The following is a 335-nucleotide window of genomic DNA, read 5'->3' on the forward strand; positions in this document are numbered from 1 at the left end:
TGGAGCGCCTGTCGCCGCTCGAGCGGGCGGCCTTCCTGCTGCACGACGTGTTCGGGCTGCAGTTCGAGGAGGTCGCCGAGGAGATCGAGCGCGACCCGGCCGCCTGCCGCCAACTCGCCGCCCGCGCCCGCAGCCATGTCCGCGAGGCGCGGCCGCGCTTCAAGATCGAGAAGGAGCGCGGCCTTGAGATCGCCGAGGCCTTCTTCAACGCGTCACGCAGCGGCGACATGAAAGCGCTCGGCGCAATGCTGAGCGCCGACGTCACCGCTCACGCCGATGGCGGCGGCAAGCGCCCGGCGGCTGTCGCGCCGGTCTTCGGCCATGCTGCCGTCATG

At 71.9% G+C, this 335-nt stretch carries 1 protein-coding gene; it reads left to right on the top strand.

The window, feature by feature from the left end:
- A partial coding sequence (locus EN818_RS31390; protein WP_281039969.1) for a sigma factor-like helix-turn-helix DNA-binding protein occupies positions 1 to 335 on the top strand: 335 nt, incomplete at both ends.

It is taken from the genome of Mesorhizobium sp. M3A.F.Ca.ET.175.01.1.1, from assembly GCF_004791945.1.
GTDB lineage: Bacteria > Pseudomonadota > Alphaproteobacteria > Rhizobiales > Rhizobiaceae > Mesorhizobium.